The sequence below is a fragment of the Luteitalea sp. genome, from assembly GCF_022842525.1.
Taxonomy (GTDB): domain Bacteria; phylum Acidobacteriota; class Vicinamibacteria; order Vicinamibacterales; family Vicinamibacteraceae; genus Luteitalea.
The window spans coordinates 1-15,967 of record NZ_JALHPM010000149.1 but is presented as its reverse complement, the minus strand read 5'-3'; the positions used below and the strand labels follow the sequence as shown (position 1 = coordinate 15,967).

Sequence of the window (15,967 nt, the reverse complement as noted above, 5' to 3'; positions counted from 1 at the left end):
CGTCGGGTCCGGCGACACCCCCCGCGATCGGCCAGGGCGGCAGGTGACGGGTCACGGGGTCGAGCAGCGCGATGCCCATCGCTTCGACGTCGGCCCGCGACTCAGCTCCCACATCGACCCACAGGTCGTCGGCGGTGGCGATGCGATCGGCGCGGTGCTGTTGCGCGAAATGGCCATTGCTGCGGGCCACGACGCCGGCCAGCGGTCCCGTCGCCGTCAGGATCCGCAGCTGCTGGGCCTCGAACTGCTGATCCCACAGCGGATGGCCCGAACCGCGTCCGATCCGGTGCACGCGCAGGTAGCCGTCGTCGGTGATCTGGGAGATGGCGTACGACGGACGATCGAGGGCGCACGCCACCACGTGGTGTGGCGTGCCCGTGCCCACCGTGGTCACGACGTTGCCCCACGCATCGGCGTGCCAGCCAGGCAGCGCCGCGGCCAGGCTCGGCGCCACACGCGGTTCGTAGCCCGTCGCGGCATCGACGGCGACCCACGACGCGATGGCCTCGAGACTGCGGTCCGAGACCTGCGCCCCTGCGGGGGCCGGACAAGCGGCCCACAGGGCCGACACGAGCACGAGGGCAGCAGCAGTGGGCGGCGATGACGGCATGGCGCGCAGTGTAGCGCCACGCTCGTCAGTTCACGCCACCGACGGCGCCCACACGATGCCGAGAATGGCGGCCAGCGCCAGCACGATCGAGCCGGCCACCAGGCACACCGCCATCGCGCGCCATGGCGTGGGGTAGTCGAGGGCATGCTCCACGGCCACGACGGCAGTGGCCAGCATCCAGAGCCCGGCAACCGTGAAGACGATGGCACTGAGGCCCGGCACGATGGCGAACACCAGCAGCACGCCCGGCGCGGCTGCAAACCCTGTCGTGCGCAACAGCTCGCCGAGGGTGACGCTGGTCACCGACGACGGCAGCACGTGGACCCCGACATGGAAGATCAGCACGCCCCACACGACCCACAGCGCGCACGCCACGACGCCCACGGCCGCCAGCGTCGCCGGATGCACGCCGTACCAGCCACCCGCACCGATTCCCGCGGCCACACTGGCCAGCACGACCGTGGCGGCCGCCTGCATCGTCGTGCCGCGATCGGCTTCGATGCCCTCGTACATGCCGCCATCCAGGGTGGCGGCTCCCATCAGGCGATACAGGTAGAGACCCATGGTCACTCCGTCAGGGCGCCTGCCGTTCCTGGAGGGACTCCAGGTGCCGGACGATGGCGCGGACACGCGCGCGCAGGGCCTCGGGGCCGCCCTGCGCCAGCGACGACGAGAAGGCATCACCCCAGACGGGCATGTCGGAGGGCCCGTGCGAGCCGATGCGCCTGCGCCCGTCGATCGCCTGGGCGACGGCTTCCTCGTTGAAGGTGCCGCCATGGATCCGCGACAGCAGCGTCAGGTTGGTGGGCGGGACGCGGAGGAACTCGACCATCGGGCCATTGCCGCGGCCCGAGAGGCCGTGGCAGCTTGCGCAGTACGAGCGGTACAGCGCCGGCCCATCAGGCTCGGACGATGGGGCCGCCTGGAGGGCAAGCCCGGCGAGGACGACGCCTCCTGCGCAGCTGGCCACCAGCGGGATGCGTCGGACCTGGCGGGGAACTCGGGGCGAACTCGGTGCCGTGGTCACGCCGTTCTCCTTCTCGGGGGCGTCGAGACGACGGATCGGCACGCGCTCCCTGACGACCCGACGACTGCAAGGGGCGAACCAGCGCCGCTCGCGCGTGGAACGGTGCGGATTGGTACGCTCCTGCGATCCAGTGGGGAAAATTCATCGAATCGCGTGGAATCCCGCTGGCGTCCCCGCACGGCCGCCGGGGTTCAGGCGACAATGACAGGATGGCCATGCCCCTTTCGACGATGCCCGGGGCCTGCGGGCGGAGGCACCGGTGAGGCGACGAGACGAGCCGCACAGCACCGAGCCGGTGCTGGCGCGCGAGTTCGTCGCCGATCGCGGCGATGAGCGGCTGCGCCTCGACCAGGCCGTGATGCGTCACCTGGCCGATGAGCCGGGCCTGTCGCGCACGCGAGTGCAGCGCTGGCTCGATGCCGGGCTGATTTCCGTCAACGGCATCGAAGGCCGCCGCGCCTCGTCGTCGCTCCGGCTGGGGGATGCGGTGGTGGTGACGTTGCCGAAGCCGCGGATCCGCAAGGTGCACGCCGCCGAGGCCCTGAATGTGCCGATCCTGTTCGAGGACGAGTGGCTGGTGGTGGTCAACAAGCCCGCCGGCATGGTGAGCCATCCGACCGGGCGGCTGCAGTCGGGCACGCTCTTCAATGCGCTGCTCCACCAGGCCAGGGCGTGGGACGACACCACGTCGCGGCCGGGCCTCGTGCACCGCCTCGACCGCGACACCTCGGGGGTCCTGCTCGTGGCGAAGTCACGGGCCGTCCACGCCAGGGCGGCGCGCATCCTGGCCACCGAGCACGCCACCAAGACCTACCTGGCGGTCGTCCTGGGCCGGCCGCCCGAGGATGCCACCATCACCTACCCGCTGGGCAAGATCTCGGAGAAGCCGCCCCGGGTCGGCGTGGTCGAGGACGGGTGGCCCAGCGTCACGTGGGTGCAACGCCTGCGATCCACCTGGCCGATGCCCGATGGCCTGGCGCTGCTCCAGTGCACGCTCGGCAGCGGCCGCCTGCACCAGATTCGCGCCCACCTGCACGCCGCAGGCTGGCCGGTGGCCGGCGATCCGATCTACCGCAGCGCCAAGGCGGACGCGAAGCTGCCCGAGATGACGCGGGCGCAGGTGGATGCCCTCGACGGCCAGGCACTGCACGCCTGGCGGCTCACCATGCCGCACCCGATGACCGGCGAGATGCTCGACGTCACGGCGCCGGTCCCGCCGCGCCTGCAGGCCCTCGGCGTCAGCCCAGGTGGATCCTGGGACGCCAGTGCGGGTCGGGTTCGATCTGCCGCAACACCTCACGCGTGACCGGCGCGGTGTCGCCTTCGCCGAACGCCATGTACTTCAGCAGGTAGGCGATCGGATTGCCTTCGGTCCAGCCGAAGTAGGCGTGCGGGACGCGGCCCGTGGCGTCGCGCACGTGCAGCAGCAGCGCGGCAATCGCGTTGGGCACGGCAGCACTGCGGCAGCGCAGCACCCGGTAGGGCCCGATCTGCACGCCGCTCACCTCGAGATTGTCGTTGACGAACTCGGACGCATCGCCCGGTTGCACCTCGAGGAAGAACACGTTGTTGAGCGAGTCGATGTGGTGGCTGCTGCGTGCCTCGCGCCACTTGGCGGCGTACTCGGCTTCGACGCCCTTGTCGGGCCGGTTGGCAATCACCCTGACGGTGGGCGCGGTGAGCGCGGCCAGCCAGCCGCCGGCGGCCTCGTCGAAGTGCACGTGCGTGATGCGCAGTTCGGTGCTGCGCAGCACCCGCGAGGTCAACGACGACACGACGATCGCCACGATGAAGAAGCTGGCGATCTTGAGGCCGTCCGGGCGTTCGACGATGTTGACGATGGTGGTGTAGGCAAACACCAGGGTGATGGCGGCAAAGGCCCAGGTGGGGCCCAGGCGTCGCTTCGCGTCGATGGTCGACGCCAGCGCGGCCGACGTCATGAGCACGAGCACGCCCGTGGCATAGGCCCCACCCTGTGCCTCGACGTTGGCCTGGAAGAGCACGGTGACCACGCAGGTCACCAGCAACAGGATCAGCACGAGCGGCCGGGTCGCACGCACCCAGTCGGGGGCCATGCCGTAGCGCGGCAGGTATTTCGGGATCAGCGTCAGCAGTCCCGCCATCGCCGAGGCGCCCGCGAACCACAGGATCGCGATCGTCAGCAGGTCGTAGACGCTGCCGAAGACGTGCCCGAGATCGCGGTGGGCGAGGTAGGCCAGCGCGCGGCCGCGCGCCTCGCCGCCAGGGGCAAAGGCTTCGGCGGGGATGTTGAGCGTCGTCGCGATGCTGCTGGCCAGCAGCAGCACGCTCATGATCAGCGCCGCACTGGTCAGCAGCCGGCCGGTGTTCCGGATGCGGCCCGCCGGCGCCTCCTCGGGTTCGCCCTCGTCGCCGCGCACGAGCGGCATCACCGCAACACCAGTTTCGAACCCCGAGAGCCCCAGGGCCAGTTTCGGGAAGACCACCAGCGCCACCGCGACCATCATCAGCGGGTTGCCGTGCGTGGTGAACAGCGCCGTCCGCCAGTTGGTCAGGTACTCGGGGTGGTGCAGGACGGCCCACAACTCCACCCCCAGCACCACGGCATTGCAGGTCAGGTAGCCGATGACAATCAGCACGGCCAGCCCGATGGCTTCGCGGAACCCCTTCAGGAAGACCGCCCCGAGCAACGTCAGGAGCAGGAGCGTGAGCCACACCGGGTGGTCGAGCCACTCGGGCGCGAACGGGTTGTGGACGATGTGCTCGGTGGCGTCGGCAGCCGACAACGTGATGGTGATGACGAAGTCGGTGGCGGCAAAGCCCAGCAGGACGAGCACGAGGGCCTTGCCCTTCCAGCGGGGCAGGAGCTGCTCGAGCAGCGAGATGCTGCCCTGGCCGTGGGGGCTGAGGGCGGCGATGCGCCGGTAGACGGGCAACGCCCCGAAGAGCGTCAGGACGATGAGCACCAACGTGGCGATCGGCGACAGCACGCCGGCGGCGAGGAAGGCGATGCCAGGCTGGTAGCCGAGGGTCGAGAAGTAGTCGACCCCGGTGAGGCACATGACCTTCCACCAGGGGGCCGTGTGCGCGGTCGCGTGCGGACCGGCGGTCGAGTCGGGGGCGAGGTCGGAGAGCAGCCAGGCCCGGAGGGCAGTCGTGGTCACGAGCAGGAGCGCGTGCGCACGGACTGCGGTCCGGCCGACACGACGAACGTCAACACTACGCCCCTGCCGCCGAGGCGGCAAGAGGGGGAGCGCTCCTGGAGGCCCGGCTCGTCACAGGACTTGCCGCGACCAGCGGCGAGCCAAGTACAATTCGTGTTCCGGCGCGCGCAGCCCGCACTCCAGTCCGGGGCTCGGCGCAGGAGGAGGCCCGCCCCATGTCCGTCAGTGCGTCTGCGCCCGTGATTCCGGTCACCAGGACCTCGTCGCCCCGTCCCCGCCCTGCCGAGGACGCCCTCGGGTTCGGCAAGTACTTCGCCGACCACATGCTCGTCGTGGACTACACGGACGGTCGCGGCTGGCACGACGCCCGCATCGTGCCCTACGGGGCGCTGGAACTCGACCCGGCGGCGTCGGTGCTGCACTACGGGCAGGCGATGTTCGAAGGGCTCAAGGCGTACCGCATGGTCGATGGGCGGATCGCGCTGTTCCGTCCGGACCGCAATGCGCACCGCATGGCGACGGGCGCCGGACGCCTGTCGATTCCCGCCATCGACGAGCAGTTGTTCGTGCAGGGCATCGCGCAACTGGTGGCCACCGACGCCGACTGGGTGCCGTCGGCGCCCGGGACGGCGCTGTACATCCGGCCGACCATCATCGCGACCGAGCCGTTCCTCGGCGTGCGCGCCTCCAAGACGTACACCTTCTTCGTCATCACCGGCCCGGTGGGCGCCTACTACGCCGGGGGGCTGAAGCCCGTGCGCATCTGGGTGGAGCGCGAGCGCGTGCGGGCGGTGAAGGGTGGCATCGGGGCCGCCAAGGCCGCGGCCAACTACGTGGCGAGCCTGCAGGTGGCCGAGGAGGCCCGGCTCCGCGGCTGCGACCAGGTGCTGTGGCTCGACGCCATCGAGCACCGCTACGTCGAGGAGGTCGGCACGATGAACCTGTGCCTGATGATCGACGGCACGCTGGTCACGCCGCCACTCGGCGGCAGCATCCTGCCCGGCATCACGCGTGACACGGTGCTGACAATGGCCGGCGATCTCGGGGTGCCTGTCGAGGAGCGGCTGGTGTCGATCGACGAGGTCCGCGCGGCGCACGCGCAGGGCACCTTGCAGGAAGTCTTCGGTGTGGGCACCGCGGCGGTGGTCTCGGTGGTCGGGACGCTGGCCAGCGAGGACGGCGACCTCGTGATCAACGGCGGCGAGCCGGGCCCGGTGGCCCAGCGGCTCTACGACGCGATCACGCGACTGCAGTACGGGGTCGACCCCGACCCGCGCGGCTGGCGGATGGTCGTCTGAGATGCAGCTGCCGATCTACCAGGTCGACGCCTTCGCCAGTGAGGTGTTCCGCGGCAATCCAGCGGCCGTGTGCCCACTCGAGACCTGGCTGCCGGACGCGACCATGCAGGCGATCGCGGCCGAGAACAACCTCGCCGAGACCGCCTTCTTCGTCGAGACCGGGCCGGCGCAGTATCACTTGCGCTGGTTCACCCCGGAGGTCGAGGTCGACCTCTGCGGGCACGCGACCCTGGCGTCGGCAGCCGTCCTGTTCGAGAAGCGCGGCCAGACCGCCCCTGCCTTGACCTTCGAGACGCGCAGCGGGCCCCTCGTGGTGACGCGCGAGCCCGACGGCTACACCCTGGACCTGCCGGCCCGGCGCGCACGTCCGCTGCCGCCCGACCGCCAGGTCGCGGTGGCCCTCGGCGGCGAACCGGCGGAGTTGTGGCTGGCCCGCGACTGCATGGCCGTCTACACGACGGAGGCCGAGGTGCGCGGCCTGGCGCCCGACATGGCCAAGCTGAAGGCCCTCGGCGTATTCGGCTTCATCGCCACCGCGCCCGCCGACCAGACCCACTCCCCGGGGGTGGACTTCGTCTCGCGGTTCTTCGCGCCGGGCGCCGGCGTCGCCGAAGACCCGGTCACCGGATCGGCACACTGCACCCTGGTGCCGTACTGGGCCGACCGCCTGGCGAAGACCACGCTGGAGGCCCGGCAGGTCTCGAGACGCGGCGGCGCGCTGCGCTGCGTGATCGAAGGCGACCGCGTGCGCATGACGGGCCACGCCGTCTGCTATCTCGAGGGCACGATCACGGTGTAAGTGGGTTCTGCCGTGAGTTCGACATTGCTGGTAAGCTGAGCGGATGCCCACGCCCTCCCGCGTGCACGAGGGGACTGGCGCGCCCTCGTGGCTGCTGCCGCTCCTGCTGGTGCTGTTCTTCCTGTCGGGCTTCTGCGCCCTGATCTACCAGACGCTCTGGCTGCGTCTGCTCTCGCTTATCTTCGGTGTCACCGTCTACGCGGCGAGCACCGTGCTGGCCAGCTTCATGAGCGGCCTCGCCATCGGCAGCCTGATGGCCGGCCTCGTGGCCGAGCGCACCAGACGCCCGCTCCGACTCTTCGGGATCGCCGAACTGCTGGTCGGCATCACGGCCCTGCTCACGCCGTGGGCGCTCGACGCGGTGACGGGGCTGTACATCGACTGGTATCCCTCCCTTGCCGGCAACCTCGGCCAGTTGACCCTCGTCCGGTTCCTGCTGTCGTTCTCGGTGTTGCTGGTGCCGACGGTGCTGATGGGGGCGACGCTGCCGCTGGTGCTGAAGTCGGCGCTCGGCGGCAGCCGCGACGTCGGTCAGAAGATCGGCCTCCTCTACGGCATCAACACGACCGGCGCCATCGTCGGCGCCCTGCTGGCCGGCTTCGTGCTGATTCCGGGGATCGGCGTGCAGGCGGCGTTCCGCCTGGCCGCGGTGATCAATGCCCTGATCGGGATGGCCGCGATCGTGGCGAGCGGGCAGGCGGACAGGGTCGCGTCGACGGGTACGCCGACCGCCAACAGTGACGGCCGGCTCGGAGAGCCGGCCCTACCCACCGTGTCCGCATGGACGCGGCGGACGGTGCTCCTGGTGTTCGGCATCTCGGGGGCCGTCTCACTGGCGCTCGAGGTGCTCTGGTTCCGCGTGCTGGTGATCTTCCTGCGGCCGACGACCTACTCGTTCACGCTGATGCTCGGCACGGTGCTCGCAGGCATCGCCCTCGGCAGCTACCTCGCCTCCCCCATCCTGAAGCGCGGTCGTCACCTGCTCGTGTGGCTCGCGGGCCTCGAACTCGGCATCGCCGTCCTCGCGCTGTCGTCGTTCCAGGGCTTGAGCCTCACCGTCTACTCGATGCAGTGGTTGAGGAGCACGCTGGCCGATTCGCCGGTGCTGGCGTATCTCTCGCCGCTGCTGGTGGCGAGTCTGCTGGCGATCCTGCCCACCGCCCTGCTGTTCGGCATGGCGTTCCCGATCGGGCTACGTGTGTGGGCGGGCGCGGCCACCGACGACGGGCGCGCGGCCAAGCTGGCTGGCGTCTTCTACTCGGTCAACGTGTGTGGCGCCATCGCCGGTGCCGCGGGGGCGGGGTTCGTCCTGATTCCGTCGCTCGGCAGCACGGGGACGCTGCTGGCGCTCGCGTCGGTGACGCTGCTCGGGGCGCTGCTGCTCGTGGTGCCCGTGTGGAAGACCTCGCGCCGCCTCGCCGTGACGATGACCGCCATCGCGCTGGCGGCCTTTGGCACGCTGGCCACCTTCGAAGTGGACCCGTTCGAGGTGGCGCTCACCCACTTCCACCGCAACGAACGCCGCATCTGGCGCGAGGAGGGCGTGCAGACCAGCGTGGCGATCCACGAACGCCGCACGGGGGCCCGCATCCAGGACCGCATGCGCGTGATGTACCTCGACGGCATGCACCAGTCCAACGACATGCGATCGACGGTGTTCGGTCACAGTCGCATCGGCTTCCTGCCCACGGCCCTGCATCCCCATCCGACGCGCGCGCTGGTGGTGGGCCTGGGGGCCGGGACGACGCCCGGGGCCATCGCCGCGTTTCCCGGCGTGCAGGTGGACGTGGTGGAACTGTCGGAGACGGTCGTGCGGGCCGCGCACTACTTCCGCATCCCGAACCAGGGCGTGCTGACGCGTCCGAACGTGCACCTTCGTGTCGACGACGGGCGCAACTTCCTGCTGCTCAGTCCGCCGAAGCAGTACGACATCATCACCGCCGACGTCATCCTGCCGCGCCACGCCGGCGCCGCCAACGTCTACTCCGTCCAGTACTTCGAGCTCGTCAAGCGAGCGCTGAAGGACGACGGCATCGTGCTGCAGTGGAATGGGGGCGATACCGCCACCGAGTACGCGCTGATCCTCCGCACCTTCCGGCAGGTGTTCCCCGACATGACGCTGTGGGGTGACGGCAGCCTGATGATCGGCACCAAGCGGCCCCTCACCGTGGACCTCGATGCCTACCGGCGCAAGCTGGCCGACCCCGCGGTCGCGAAGGTGCTCGCGAGCTACAACCTCGACGCCGAGGACAAGCTGTTGCGGCAGTTCGTCGCCGCGCCGGCGGACGTGCGGGCCCTCGTCGGTGAGGGTCCGGTCACGACCGACGACCACCCGCTGGTCGAGTACTTCCTGTCGCGGCCCCAGGGCGAGGCGCCGATGGACCTCAGCAACACCTATGGCGACGTCAGGCCATTCGTGCGCTCCTCGCTGCCCGTCACGTTCCAGCCGCCGGGCCTCCCCGCGCCCGCCGCCACGCCGCCGGCATCGTCCCTTCTTCGATAGAATCCGTTCCGTGCCTGTCACGCTCGGTCTGACTCGTCTGCTCGCTTCCGGCCGTCTGCACGGCGCCCGCGTCGGTCTCGTCGCCAATCCCTCGTCGGTGGACGCGCGGTTCGTGCACGCCGTGGATCAGGTGAGCAGCGCCGACGGCGTGACCCTCGCGGCGATCTTCGGCCCGCAGCACGGGTTCCACTCGACGCTGCAGGACAACATGATCGAGACGCCGCACGCCGAGGACGCGGCGCGGCGCGTGCCCGTGTACTCGCTCTACAGCGAGACGCGCGAGCCCACCGACGCGATGCTCGAGGGGCTCGACGTCCTCGTGGTGGACCTGCAGGACGTCGGCACGCGGGTCTACACGTTCATCTACACGATGGCCTACTGCCTGAAGGCGGCGGCCCGCAAGGGCATCCCGGTCATCGTGTGCGACCGCCCGAACCCGATCGGCGGGCAGGTGATCGAAGGTCCGCTGCTCGCGCCGGGCTACGAGTCGTTCGTCGGCCTGTACCCGATTGCGCTGCGCCACGGGCTGACGATTGCCGAGCTCGCGCGCCTCTTCAACGAGCAGTTCGGCCTCGGCGCGCAGCTCGAGACGGTGGCCATGGAGGGCTGGGCGCGGGGTGACTGGTGGGACACCACGGGCGTGCCGTGGGTGATGCCCTCGCCGAACATGCCGACGCTCGAGACCGCCATCGTCTATCCGGGCATGGTGCTCTTCGAGGGCACGCTGCTGTCGGAGGGCCGCGGCACGACCAAGCCGTTCGAACTGGTCGGATACCCCGGCGTGGACGCCGAGACGCTGTGCGTCGGGTTGAACGCGCTGGCCCTGCCGGGCGTGCACTTCCGGCCGGCGTACTTCGAGCCGACGTTCCAGAAGCATGCGCGGGTGACGTGCGGCGGCTGCCAGTTGCACGTGACCGACCGCGATCGCTTCCGATCGGTCGATGCGGCCATCGCGCTGCTGTGCGCGTTCCGCGACGCCATGCCCGACCGGACCCTGCCGTGGCGACCGCCGCCGTACGAGTACGAGTACGAGAAGATGCCGATCGACATCCTCGCGGGCTCGGACGGGCTGCGGCGGGCCGTCGACGCCGGTGCGAGCCCGCGCGACGTCAGCGTCACCTGCCGGCTCGATGCCGGGTCCTTCGACGTGATGCGCACGTCGTCGCTGTTGTACTAGTGCTGCGGGTAGGGACGCCTCTCCAAGGCGTCCGTCACCGTCGGTGGTAGGGCCGGCTGTCCCAGCCGGCAGTCACGTTCGTTTCAAGGAGTCACCATGCGTCGTCTGTCCGTGATCGGTACCGTGCTCGCTCTGTCGCTCAGCCTCGCCCCTGCGCTCGTCGCGCAGAATGCCGAAGCCGGCTTCACCTCGTTGTTCGATGGCAAGTCCCTCGCGGGGTGGTCGCTCGTGGGCGGCAAGGGCGAGGGGTACGGCGTCAAGGACGGCGTGCTCTACTGCGCCAAGGGCGGTGGCGGCAAGCTGCTGACCGACAAGCAGTACGCGGACTTCGTGCTGCGCTTCGAGTTCAGGATGCCGCCGGAGGGCTCCAACAACGGGCTCGGGATCCGCGCGCCGCGCGAGGGTGATGCGGCCTACCAGGGGATGGAGCTGCAGATCATCGACGAGGCGGCCGCGCTGTCGGGCAAGTGGGGCAAGCTGAAGGACTCGCAGTACCACGGCAGCGTGTACGACGTCATCGGGGCCAAGCGCGGCGCCATGAAGCCGGCCGGCACCTGGAACGTCCAGGAAGTGACGGCGAAGGGCAAGCGGATCACGGTGGTGCTCAACGGCCAGACGATTCTCGACGCCGACCTCTCGACCGTGACCGATCCCGAGGTCCTCAAGAAGCACCCCGGCCTGCAGCGCACCAGCGGCCACATCGGCTTCCTCGGCCACAACGACTACGTCGAGTTCCGCAACATCCGCATCAAGGAACTGTAAGCGTTCGCCTGCTTACTGCTGGGCCGTCGCGGTGGCCTGGATGCCGAGAAAGGTTTCCAGGCTGCCGTGCAGCGCGTCACTCCCCCAGAGGACGCGGTACACCTCGACCAGACGCTCCCGCGTCACCGCACGCATCGCCAGACGATTGGCCAGCTGCTCGGTCTGCAGGTAGGGGTGGTGCGTGTAGATCCACACATGCCCGAGCTCGTGAGCCAGGGCCGCCTCGACCTGCCCTGATGGCAGTTGCGTGATGAACCCACGCTCGGCCGAGATGGCGAACGCCCCAGGCGCGCTGCGTCGCACCGACACGCGGCGCTCGTCGTGATCGACCAACGCAATCTCGACGGGCGCGTCGATGCCCATCCGCTGTCGCAAGGCGTCCACCATCTGCTGCAGCCTCTGCGTGTGGGCGTGGCGCTCATCCGCCCGCTCCTGCGCCCGCGCCCCTGAGGCGATCGACAGCGTCAGTCCGAGGGCGCAGATCGTACGGACGAGGAAGAACGAGCCATGCGTGTAATTCTTGCGTCCCCCGCGAGCGGGGAGCCGTGCCACGTCACGGTCGCGTTGCCCTGACAAGTCGTCGTCCTGCAGCCATTTGCATGGCTGACCAGAGGCGGGCACGCCGATTGCCTCGATGAATGACGTGCGCCGGAACGTCCGGCCCAGAGTTGTCAACGCGTCAATGAACGACATCAGGAGGCACGTCATGAAGAAGATCAACGCATCGCTCGCATCGCTCGTCGTGATGACCGCCCTCGCCACGCCGGCGCTGGCCATGCAGGCCCCGGTGCCACAGCCGACGCAGCCCGCGCCGACGCAGCCGGCGCCAGGGCAGGACGATGAGCAGAAGCCGAAACTCGACATGAAGATCGAGCAGGCCGAGGAGAAGACGACGGCCACGGGCCGCCTGGTCAGCGTGAGCACCGACGAGATGACGATCGTCATCAAGGGCGCCGATGAACAGGAACACGAGTTCCGCTACACCGACCGGACGGCTGTGGTCGGCGCGCAGGAGCAGATCTCTGGCCTCTCCACCAAGGCGGGATCCCTCGTGACGGTGCACTTCACCCAGGGGACGGGCGACACTCGCATCGCCACCAAGGTGGAGTTCGATCAGAAGAAGTAACGCAGGACCCGCGCCAAGGCGCGACGCCGGCTGGCACGGGCTCCATCTCGCGAGGGGTGGGGCCCGTTCGGCATTATGCGAAGAGGCACGTGACGAAGACAAGCACAGCCGCCACGTTCGCGCCAGGACCTCGTCAGGCCTGCGCGTCTCGCACGATCTGGCGGACGGGGTCGGGCAGCAGCCGCGTGGCGAACTTCCAGCACGTCCCGCAGGCCTCGCAATCGAAGTAGTGAATCGGCATCTGGGGCATCGATGCCGCCTGGGTGCGAAAGGCGCCGGACGCGATCTCGGTGTGGACGTGGACGAGGGCGTCGCCGCAATCGGGGCACTCGAGGGCCGGGGCCGACGTGGGCTCGGACACGACGCTAGCCTCGCGTCTTGGCGATGTCGGGCACGCGACTCGCGTCGTTGGGCACCTCGGGTCGCAGGTGGTGCATCTCGAGGTGTTCGCGCAGCACCTGGAAGGCACGCCGGGGTGTGTCGACGCGATCCATCAGGAGGAGATCGTCCTCGTGAATCGCGCCCCACTCGACCAGCGGCTTGAAGTGCAGGATCTGGTCCCAGTAGTCGGTGCCGTAGAGGATGACCTTGAGTTCCTTCGACAGCTTCTGGGTCTGCACCAGGGTGAGCAGTTCGAAGACCTCGTCGAGGGTGCCGAAGCCTCCGGGGAACACCACCAGCGCCTTGGCCAGGTAGGCGAACCAGAACTTCCGCATGAAGAAGTAGTGGAACTCGAAGTGCAGGCGATCGCTGACGAACGGATTGGGCCCCTGCTCGAAGGGCAGCTTGATGTTGAGCCCGATGCTCTTGCCGCCGGCTTCGTGGGCGCCGCGATTGGCCGCTTCCATGATGCCGGGACCACCGCCCGAGCACACCACGAAGCGGTGCATGTCGGTGTCGAGTTCGGCGGTCCACTCGGTCAGCATGCGGGCCAGCGTGCGGGCATCCTCGTAGTACCTGGCCCATTCGAGCGCCTTCTCGGCCCGCTTGATCTCGGCCTTCGTCGCCCGCAGCTTGGTCGTCGAGCTGCCACGGACCTTGAGCAGCTGCAGCTGACGCCTCGCCTCGGCCCGACTCCGCACGCGCGCCGACCCGAAGAACACGACCGTGTCCTTGATGCTTTCCTCGGTGAACCGCCGGTGGGGCTCGAGGTACTCCGACAGGATGCGCAGCGGCCGGGCATCGTCGCTGGCGAGGAAGTCGGGGTTGAGGTACGCGAGAGGCTGGCTGCTCATTGGATCGATGGTAGGCCCTGCGGCCGCGCCAGCAGCGTCCTGGCGATGTGCTGGTAGTCCTCGACCGCCCGGTGCAGGTCGGCGATGGCCACCGACTCGTGGTCGGTGTGGGCGACGTGAATCGACCCCGGGCCGTACATCAGCCTGGTGCCCCAGGCGTTGAGCAGGGGCGCGTCGGTCGTGTACCCCACCACTTCCCTGTCGAAGCCGTCGAGGGTGGCCATGTGCAGGCACGGCACGTGGTAGACGTACTCGACGTCGACGAGCGCGCGCACCGGCTCGAGGGCGGCGAGCACGTCCTCGTACGGCGTGACGATGCGGAACAGCAGGTCGGCCGACGCCGCGGGTGGCACCACGTTGGGGGCGAGGCCGCCGCTGATGGCCCCGATGTTCACCTGGGTCGGTCCCAGCACGGTATCGATCGGCAACGACATCCGCCGCACCTGCTCGAGGGCATCGAGCAGCTTCTCGATGGCGGACTCGCCGAGATGCGGGTACCCCGAATGCGCGGCGCGTCCGCTGGCGTGCAGCTTCACCCGCACCACACCCCGATGGCCCAGCGCGAGCTTGCCCTCGGTCGGCTCGCCGTTGACGAGGTAGCGGGTCGCGCCCGTCGACAGCTGGTCGGCGATCATCGCGCCATCGCTGCCGCGCTCCTCGCCGACGAGGAACAGCAGGCCGACGCGTCGCTCCCCGGCGGCGCGCAGCGCCTCGACGGCCGCCAGCTGGCTCACGAGGATGCCCTTGGCGTCGCAGCTGCCACGCCCGTGGATGGATGCGCCGTCGACCCGGCTCGGCGAGAACGGCGGCACGCAGTCCATGTGGGTCGAGAGGACCACCTCCGGCACGCCATCGGTGGCCAGCAGGTTGACGCGGCCGTCGGTCACGGTCTGGCGCGTGACGACGTAGCCGCGGCGCTCCAGTTCCTCGCCGACCATGGCGCACACCACGGCCTCCTGCCCCGTGGTGCTCTCGACGTCCACCAGGCGGCGGGTCAGCGCGACGACGTCTAGCGGATCCATCGTTCGAGCTCGGTCCTGGTGTCGGTGCGGCTGTCGCGGTACTTGACGATGACGGGCGTGGCGAGCGAGAGCTTCCAGTCCACGCCGGGGCCCGCGGTGACGGCGCGCGCGCCCGGCACCACGACGGCCCCCTCCGGGATGACCAGCGGCTGGCCGTTCTCCGGGCGGATGATGCGCTCGTTCGGCAGGTCGTAGACCGGCGTCGATCCGGTCAGGATCGTGCCTGCGGCAATCACGGCCCGGGCCTTGACCACCGCGCCCTCGTAGATGCCCGTGTTACCGCCCACCAGCACATCGTCCTCGATGATCACCGGCAGGGCGCCGACCGGTTCGATGACGCCGCCGATCTGGGCCGCGGCGCTGAGGTGCACGCGCGCGCCGATCTGGGCGCACGACCCGACGAGCGCGTGCGAGTCGATCATCGAGCCCTCCCCCACGTAGGCGCCAATGTTGACGTACATCGGCGGGATGGCGATCACGCCCTTCGCCAGATGCGCGCCATCACGCACGGACGACCCGCCCGGGACGATGCGGACGCCGCTGGTGGACGCAAAGCGCTGCAACGGCAGGGTGTCCTTGTCGAAGAACGGCCACTTGCCGTGATCCATCGACACGTCGACCAGATCGCCAAAGCGGAACCCGAGCAGGATGCCCTGCTTGACCCAGCTGTTGACCACCCACCCGGTGGGCGACGACGGATCGGGCGATGCCGATCGGACGCGGCCCTCCGACAGCGCGACACGGAGGCGCGCGAAGACCTCGCGTCCCTCGTCCTTGGAAGCCTCGGCGCCGGCGGCCCACAGCCGCTCGACGTCCTGGCGCAGGGTCTCGGTACTCATGCGGACGCGGTCTCCGCCAGCAGTCCCAGCTCGAGGGCGATGCGGCGCAGGCTCTGAAGGGTGCCGCTCGTCGGGGCGACCAGCGGCAGGCGATAGACGGGCTCGAGCAATCCGGCCAGCGCCATGACGGCCTTGACGGGGCCGGGGTTGGATTCGAGGAAGTTGGCCTGCAGCAGCGGCAGCAGCCGCTCGTGGATCAGCCGGGCCGCGGCGAAATCCCCGCGCTCGCAGGCCTCGACCATGCGCGCCATGTCGGCCGGCACCTCGTTGCCGGCCACCGAGATGACGCCCTCGCCGCCGAGCGCCATCATCGGCAGCGTCAGCGTGTCGTCGCCCGACAGCACGAGGAACTCCGCCGGCACGCGACGCCGCACGTCGGCCATCTGGAACACGTTGCCCGACGCCTCCTTGATGCCGATGATCTGC

Annotated in this window: 16 protein-coding genes and 1 pseudogene; 7 read left to right on the top strand and 10 right to left on the bottom strand. The window is 69.7% G+C overall.

What is annotated here, in order from left to right:
- The 3 genes and pseudogenes from Q0C41_RS23115 to Q0C41_RS23105 all read right to left on the bottom strand — a co-directional run.
- Positions 1 to 610: pseudogene (locus tag Q0C41_RS23115) on the bottom strand (hypothetical protein); the annotation flags it as partial.
- Between the two features lie 30 nt (positions 611 to 640).
- Positions 641 to 1,174: a hypothetical protein gene (locus Q0C41_RS23110; RefSeq protein ID WP_291987821.1), complete on the bottom strand. Its 534-nt coding sequence runs from the start codon at positions 1,172 to 1,174 to the stop codon at positions 641 to 643.
- 10 nt (positions 1,175 to 1,184) lie between these two features.
- Positions 1,185 to 1,679: a c-type cytochrome gene (locus Q0C41_RS23105; protein WP_291987819.1), complete on the bottom strand. Its 495-nt coding sequence runs from the start codon at positions 1,677 to 1,679 to the stop codon at positions 1,185 to 1,187.
- 217 nt (positions 1,680 to 1,896) lie between these two features.
- Between Q0C41_RS23105 and Q0C41_RS23100 the strand changes: the two genes are divergently transcribed.
- Complete coding sequence (locus Q0C41_RS23100) at positions 1,897 to 2,943, top strand: RluA family pseudouridine synthase (protein WP_291987817.1); 1,047 nt, start codon at positions 1,897 to 1,899, stop codon at positions 2,941 to 2,943.
- On the opposite strand, the gene Q0C41_RS23095 is transcribed toward Q0C41_RS23100, so the two are convergent.
- Positions 2,876 to 4,780 carry a hypothetical protein gene (locus tag Q0C41_RS23095; RefSeq protein WP_291987815.1) on the bottom strand — a complete coding sequence of 635 codons (1,905 nt, stop codon included), beginning with the start codon at positions 4,778 to 4,780 and terminating at the stop codon, positions 2,876 to 2,878. The two genes, Q0C41_RS23100 and Q0C41_RS23095, sit on opposite strands and share 68 nt — an antisense overlap.
- 215 nt (positions 4,781 to 4,995) lie before the next feature.
- Between Q0C41_RS23095 and Q0C41_RS23090 the strand changes: the two genes are divergently transcribed.
- The 5 genes from Q0C41_RS23090 to Q0C41_RS23070 all read left to right on the top strand — a co-directional run bounded on the left by Q0C41_RS23090 (position 4,996) and on the right by Q0C41_RS23070 (position 11,319).
- Positions 4,996 to 6,078, top strand: a complete 1,083-nt coding sequence (locus tag Q0C41_RS23090; protein WP_291987813.1) for a branched-chain amino acid aminotransferase — start codon at positions 4,996 to 4,998, stop codon at positions 6,076 to 6,078.
- Between the two features lies 1 nt (position 6,079).
- Complete coding sequence (locus Q0C41_RS23085) at positions 6,080 to 6,877, top strand: PhzF family phenazine biosynthesis protein (RefSeq protein WP_291987811.1); 798 nt, start codon at positions 6,080 to 6,082, stop codon at positions 6,875 to 6,877.
- Positions 6,878 to 6,920: 43 nt separating this feature from the next.
- Complete coding sequence (locus tag Q0C41_RS23080; protein WP_291987809.1) at positions 6,921 to 9,380, top strand: fused MFS/spermidine synthase; 2,460 nt, start codon at positions 6,921 to 6,923, stop codon at positions 9,378 to 9,380.
- 10 nt (positions 9,381 to 9,390) lie between these two features.
- The gene (locus Q0C41_RS23075) at positions 9,391 to 10,557 is read left to right on the top strand and encodes a DUF1343 domain-containing protein (protein ID WP_291987808.1); all 1,167 of its coding nucleotides are present in this window, start codon (positions 9,391 to 9,393) and stop codon (positions 10,555 to 10,557) included.
- 96 nt (positions 10,558 to 10,653) lie between these two features.
- Positions 10,654 to 11,319 (top strand): DUF1080 domain-containing protein, encoded by a 666-nt coding sequence (locus Q0C41_RS23070; RefSeq protein ID WP_291987806.1) that lies wholly within the window; start codon positions 10,654 to 10,656, stop codon positions 11,317 to 11,319.
- A 12-nt stretch (positions 11,320 to 11,331) separates the two neighbouring features.
- Here Q0C41_RS23070 and Q0C41_RS23065 read toward each other — a convergent pair whose 3' ends face one another.
- A complete protein-coding gene (locus Q0C41_RS23065; protein ID WP_291987804.1) occupies positions 11,332 to 11,871 on the bottom strand; it encodes a hypothetical protein in 540 nt (179 codons plus the stop codon).
- 154 nt (positions 11,872 to 12,025) lie between these two features.
- On the opposite strand from Q0C41_RS23065, the gene Q0C41_RS23060 reads away from it, so the two are divergent.
- Positions 12,026 to 12,445, top strand: coding sequence for a hypothetical protein (locus Q0C41_RS23060; protein WP_291987803.1), 420 nt, complete (start codon positions 12,026 to 12,028; stop codon positions 12,443 to 12,445).
- A gap of 133 nt (positions 12,446 to 12,578) precedes the next feature.
- On the opposite strand, the gene Q0C41_RS23055 is transcribed toward Q0C41_RS23060, so the two are convergent.
- From Q0C41_RS23055 to Q0C41_RS23035, 5 genes are all read right to left on the bottom strand, one after another.
- Positions 12,579 to 12,806: a hypothetical protein gene (locus Q0C41_RS23055; protein WP_291987800.1), complete on the bottom strand. Its 228-nt coding sequence runs from the start codon at positions 12,804 to 12,806 to the stop codon at positions 12,579 to 12,581.
- 4 nt (positions 12,807 to 12,810) lie between these two features.
- On the bottom strand, positions 12,811 to 13,680 hold the full coding sequence (locus Q0C41_RS23050) for an LOG family protein (protein WP_291987798.1): 870 nt from the start codon (positions 13,678 to 13,680) through the stop codon (positions 12,811 to 12,813).
- The gene (locus tag Q0C41_RS23045) at positions 13,677 to 14,702 is read right to left on the bottom strand and encodes a M20/M25/M40 family metallo-hydrolase (protein WP_291987796.1); all 1,026 of its coding nucleotides are present in this window, start codon (positions 14,700 to 14,702) and stop codon (positions 13,677 to 13,679) included. Before Q0C41_RS23045 ends, Q0C41_RS23050 begins: the two co-directional genes overlap by 4 nt.
- Positions 14,690 to 15,541 (bottom strand): 2,3,4,5-tetrahydropyridine-2,6-dicarboxylate N-succinyltransferase, encoded by an 852-nt coding sequence (locus Q0C41_RS23040; protein WP_291987794.1) that lies wholly within the window; start codon positions 15,539 to 15,541, stop codon positions 14,690 to 14,692. Before Q0C41_RS23040 ends, Q0C41_RS23045 begins: the two co-directional genes overlap by 13 nt.
- On the bottom strand, positions 15,538 to 15,967 hold a 430-nt coding region (locus Q0C41_RS23035), incomplete at its 5' end, for a dihydrodipicolinate synthase family protein (protein WP_291987793.1). The genes Q0C41_RS23035 and Q0C41_RS23040, both read right to left, overlap by 4 nt.